The sequence below is a fragment of the Tolypothrix sp. VBCCA 56010 genome, assembly GCF_050875635.1.
In the GTDB taxonomy this organism is placed as follows: Bacteria; Cyanobacteriota; Cyanobacteriia; order Cyanobacteriales; family Nostocaceae; genus Hassallia.
Window position 1 is genome coordinate 1 of the sequence record NZ_JBPAOH010000270.1, and the last position, 5610, is coordinate 5610.

Annotated in this window: 2 protein-coding genes; both read right to left on the minus strand. The window is 49.8% G+C overall.

The window, feature by feature from the left end:
• The coding region (locus AABK37_RS40090) for an amino acid adenylation domain-containing protein (protein ID WP_432556954.1) at window positions 1-1867 on the minus strand (1867 nt) is incomplete at its 3' end.
• 1 nt (window position 1868) lies between these two features.
• A complete protein-coding gene (locus AABK37_RS40095; RefSeq protein ID WP_432556955.1) occupies window positions 1869-5597 on the minus strand; it encodes an amino acid adenylation domain-containing protein in 3729 nt (1242 codons plus the stop codon).
• Window positions 5598-5610 lie beyond the last annotated feature (13 nt).

Consider the following 5610-nt stretch of genomic DNA (forward strand, 5'->3'; position numbering starts at 1 on the left):
GTATATCCCCGTTCTCCAACCGAACTCCCAGGTCGCCAGACAGGTACATCTTATTCCCTTCGTTCCATGGATCTTCAACAAATCGCAAAGCCGTCAACTCTTCCCGGTTGTGATAACCTGCGCTCACTCCCCATCCACCAACGGCGATCTCTCCAACAACGCCTGGACCAACAGCTCGGCAAGATTCATCCACCAGGTACAACCGAAGGTGCCGCAACGACTTGCCTATATTGCTGCTTCCTGAAGCGATCTCAGCCTCCCCGATCTCTTTGTAACTAACGTGAACCGTCGTCTCGGTGATCCCATACATGTTCACCAGCTTTACAGACCTGTGACGCCTGTGCCACTCGGCGAGCCGCGAAGGCTGAAGCGCTTCCCCTCCGAAAACAACATACCGCAAACTCTCCCCGCGGCGGTCGATGTACTCCCACAAGTAATTGAACATCCCGGGCGTCTGGTTCAGCACCGTGATCCGCTCCCCTTCGATCAACTCGCTTAGCTTCTCGGCATCTCTTACTTCTTCATCTCCCGCAACGTACAACTGCCCTCCATACAACAGGCTGCCAAATATCTCCCATACCGAAAAATCAAAGCTTACAGAATGTACCTGTATCCAACGGTCCGACGAGCTAAATTCGAACGGAATCCCATCATGAAACAACAAACTCAACACATTCCGGTCGCTCACTTTAACCCCCTTCGGATAACCCGTCGTCCCCGACGTATAGATAAAGTACGCAATGGAGTCCTCACCCCGGCATATATCGTACGAACCTTCCTGCCAATCCATGCATTGCTGTACCACCAGCGATGAATCGTCTGGCTGCTGATCAGCATCGATCAGCCGCAAGCGCACCCCGCTATCGCGCCGGATAAACTCCTTCCGTTCGGCCGGATAGGAAGGATCGATCGGTACGTACGTCCCTCCCGCCTTCAGGATACCCAGTATGCCTGCGACCTCGTATACCGTTCGTTTCAATTCAAGACCTACACGCTCCCCAGCCGATACCCCGCGTCGTTGCAATTCCCACGCTATCCGCCAACTCCACTCGTCCAACTCACGATAGCTAAAGGTTGAAGTCTTGTCTTTCACAGCAATGCTAGCGCCCTGAGAACACGCAACTGCGTGAAATAGCCCGGCCAGGTTGTCATGTGATGTGACTGGCGCGCTCAGGGCTTCGTTGTCGATGATGGCGTTAGACACAACGTCGTCAAGCGATGATTCCGACCGTGTGAGAATTCGCTCGATAGCAAGTAGATAAGATGTGGCAAATCGTTCTATAAACGCCTCAGCAAAACACGCCTGGTGGTAAACGATCTGAACAATATCTCTTCCTTCCTCCTCGCCGACTGAAACCAGCAGCTTCGGGAATCCAAAAATCCGGGATGGCGGATCATTTCCTTTGAAAATCAGCCCGACCTCAGGGAGGGAGCTTTTATCTGTTTTGCTGTTAAAGGCGACGAGGTCCACGAGGCGCTGCGAGTCGTAGTCGATCTTTGTGAGATACATTTCGACCTGCTCCTTCAAGCTCTTTACGAAATTTCGCATGGAGGATCGTCTGTCTACTCTGCCGGAAACAAAAAAAGGCGAGGCTTCGGAGCCTGACCGGCGGGGAACCACAAACAAAGAATTTACCACCAGTCCTATTCCATTTAGCTGGAACAGCAGGCCCACGAGGTAGAACAGCATCTCGCCGTCGTCATTTCCTTGGGCTGCCTTTCTAATCCTTTGAGAAAGGTCGAACGGCACGGGTATTTTGAACGTTCCACGCGTATTGCCACGCTGAAGATACTCTGGAAACAAGCCTTGCTCTCCGGAACCAGTGATTCGCGAATACCAAAATTCAAGGTTCTGCTGACGCTCCATATTAAAAGTCCAGGACAATTTCATTCCGCAACGCCGAACCCTGCTCGAGCTGCGGTTCCAGATCGGAGATCTTGATCCGAAAATCCTTACTGACGATATCCAGGATACGTTTAAACTTGCTCATCATCAGCTCGATTCTTTCGCGACTATAGAGATTCGAGTAGTAGTCCATGGAAAGACTGACAGCGCCATTTTTCTCATAACCATGAAGCCAGATTCCCCTTTTCGATATGTGCTGAACTGATCTGACCTGTTCAAAACGCAGGTTCGAGGCCGGTGCTTCCTGTTCCGATATTGCAAATTCGTGCCATGTAAAGCCGACCTGATAAAGCTCGCTTTGAGCGAGATTCTCCTGGATCAATTCAAACGGATACTCGCTGTGAGCCAGGCATCGTGTAAAGATATCGTTCACCCGCAGCATGAAGTCCCAAAAAGTTTCGTTTGGATCGATCTGGCTTCGAACAGGAAGAATATTAAGGAAGAATCCGATCGTATGGTTGATGTCCTCGCTGGTTCGGCCTGAAAAAGGAACACCGATACAGATATCTGTCTTCCTCGTATACTGTAAAAGGAGGATCTTGAATGCGGAAAGAAAGACAACAAACGTTGTTACTGCCTTTCCCCTGGTGTCGAGAGCTGAAAGCCGTTTGGCAAAGTCGGTCCTGACCTCGGTAACGTACACATCGCTTCGGATCTTGTCGCCTTCGACCTGCTCTTTATCAAACGGCAACGACAGGGGCTCGATCGGCCGGTCGAACATTTGCTTCCAGAACTTTTCATCGGCGTCAAGCCGTGCAGCGTTGTTTTTCCATTCCGCAAAATCCTTATACTGAGCAGCTATGGCGGGAAGAACAACGGCTCTTGAATAAAGCCCTGACTCGTAAGCCTTTAGCAGTTCGGAGAAAAAAATCTCGCCAGACCATTCGTCGAAGACAATGTGATGAACATTAATACAGAAAACATACTCTTTATCAGAAACTTTCGCGAGATAGAAGATTGCCAAGGGCGCCTTTTCGAGATCAAACTGGTATGTTTCAATTTTCTGTACTGACTGCAAGGCCTTTACAAGCGCCTCTTTCTGCGATGAAAAGTCTTCATATCTGAGCGGCGACAGATCTTCAGCATACGGCAAAACAATCTGAAAAAGCCCTTCTTCACTGAATGAAAATACCGTCCTCAACGCTTCATGTCTTTGGAGCATTATCTGGATAGCGTTTCCAAAACATGTTACATCGACCGGCGAGTTAATCTTGTATACCAATGGAATATTGTACATCGACCGGTCGCTGGCCGCCTGGTTGAAAGTCCAAAGCATTCTTTGCGAATGCGACGTCTTGTACTTGTTTTTTGCGGATGCCCGTTGTATCTCGTCAGGATGGTGACCCTGTCCCGATTTAATCAAAAGAAAATCCGAAAGATTTTTTAGAACAGGATTTGAATAGAGGTCGGTTAATGCCACACCGATGCCTCGCTTTCGCATAGCCGCGGCAAATTGCATGGCACGGACCGAATGACCACCGAGCTCAAAAAAATTATCACTGGTGCTAACCTGATTTTTCTGAAGGAGCTTTTTCCATACCTCAGAAATAGTTCGTTCCATTTCGTTCACCGGGCCCACAAAAGTTCTCTCTAGGCTGACCTTATCGGATACCTTCTCACGCAGTCTTTTCAGGTCCACCTTTCCATTTCTGTTGAGCGGGAACTCGGAAACAAAAAGGTAGTTAGTGGGGATCATGTACACAGGAACCCGTTCCCGTAAATCAGCGTCGATGTCCTTTACTTGGGTAAGATTCCCTTCGGGCAAATAACAGATCAGGTTATCCCCTTCCACTGTCACGCAGCAGTTGTTGACATAACCCGACATCATGAGGTGACTCTCGATTTCATCCAGCTCGATTCGAAAACCTCTCAGCTTAACCTGCCGATCGGTACGTCCGAGATACTGCAGGTTACCCTGGTGCCACCTTCCCAAGTCGCCCGAACGATAGACCCTCTCGTTACATGGACTAAACGGCTCCAAGAATCTATCTTTGTTATCGCGGCCATCGACATACTCGCCCAACCCGTCTCCTCCAATATAAATTTGCCCGGGAACACCCTCGGGCAACAATTCTCTCTCCTCACCTAAAATGTATATTCTAAGGTTGTGGATCGGTTTTCCTATGTTGATGAACTCTTCGCGATGTCCAATCTCCGATACGGTGCATCCAACCGTGGTCTCCGTTGGTCCGTACTCATTAAACACCTCGATGTCCGGATTGAGGCTCCGCAGTGTATCCACCTGTTCCCTGTGTAGTGCCTCTCCGCCGATGATAACAAGACCGACAGGTGTGGTGGTCAGTCCAACCGACTGCAGCACGCTGATGTGCGAGGGGGTAATTTTAACCGCATTCACGCGAGAGGACTGCTCAAAAATTGAATGTAGCGTGTCCGTTAGTTCGACGTCAGGCATGATCTCGAGCTTGTCGCCCCTGCATAATGTCGAAAAGATGCACGTGAGCGTGAGGTCGAACGTCAACGGCGTAAAGAAGGGCATATCATAACCCCGTTCTGACTTGAAATAATACAGGTTTGCCCAGCGAATGTAATTTGAAAAGTTCGCGTGTGTGATCCTTACCCCTTTGGGCACGCCTGTGGAGCCTGAGGTAAAAAGTGTGTACATCACTTGCGACCTGTCGGGATAAGGGATCGCAGGCAGGGAGTCATCATTTGCTACCGGCAGGTCGGGCGGCGTGAGTACCGGGCCGGTATGAAATCCTTTAACAGCAGGCGTAAGATCGGCGTCGGTTACAACAAGGTCAGCCTGTATCCTGGCGCTCGCAACGGCCAAACGCTCCGCGGGCCAGGCCGGATCCAACGGCACAAAGGACATACCCGCTCTCGTTATCGCGAGCAGTGAAATAACCATGTTGTCCGACCGTCTCATCATGACGGCAATCGTGGCAGACGGCTTGCACTTTTGGCGAAGAAATGCAGCAATGGTTTCAGCTCGTGATATAAGTTCACTGTAGCTGATCTCCTTTGCTCCAAAGCTGATGGCTACTCTCCTTCCGTTTGCCGTCGACTGTTCCCAAATCAATTCGACGACACTCTGATAACCCGCCGTATCCCGGGAGCTGGGCAGAATTTCACCTTTTCGATCATGTCGGATCGCAGGCTTGTTCAATACCTTAATAAGTTTCTCCCTCTCCTTTTCGGATATCCAGGTTGTTGGATCAATCCTATCAGCTGCGCGGGCAGCAATGTCGGCGACGATGGCTTCAAGATATTCACTAATACGCCTGATCTCGTCGATGTCGTATAACGTGGCATTATAAAGAATACTCACAACAAGCTCGACATGATTGCTTACGATCAGGTCAAAACTGGTATCGATGGCCTCGAAATTTTCCACGATCGGCCGAGTAGTCTCTGTTTTTTTATGACTTTCATTGAAGACATAGAAGTCAACGTACGAAAACGTGGAATTGAACAAGGTGTTTCGCTGATCCTCTGTTTTCTCGCCAACCATTCCGACAATCTCCACCAGGGATAGCTTGGAATGGGCGATGACCTTGTTGTATGTGTCGTTAACGGCTTGAATATATTCCAGCCCGGTCGCATACCCGCTGACCGTAAAATTGAATGGAACTGAATTCAGAAAACAACCCAGTATCTTGTCCCCGTCTTCCTGGTCCGGACGCGTCGTGCTGATGATACCCGACAAGATCCGGCTACGCCCTGTCGTCAATCGAAGCAACTGA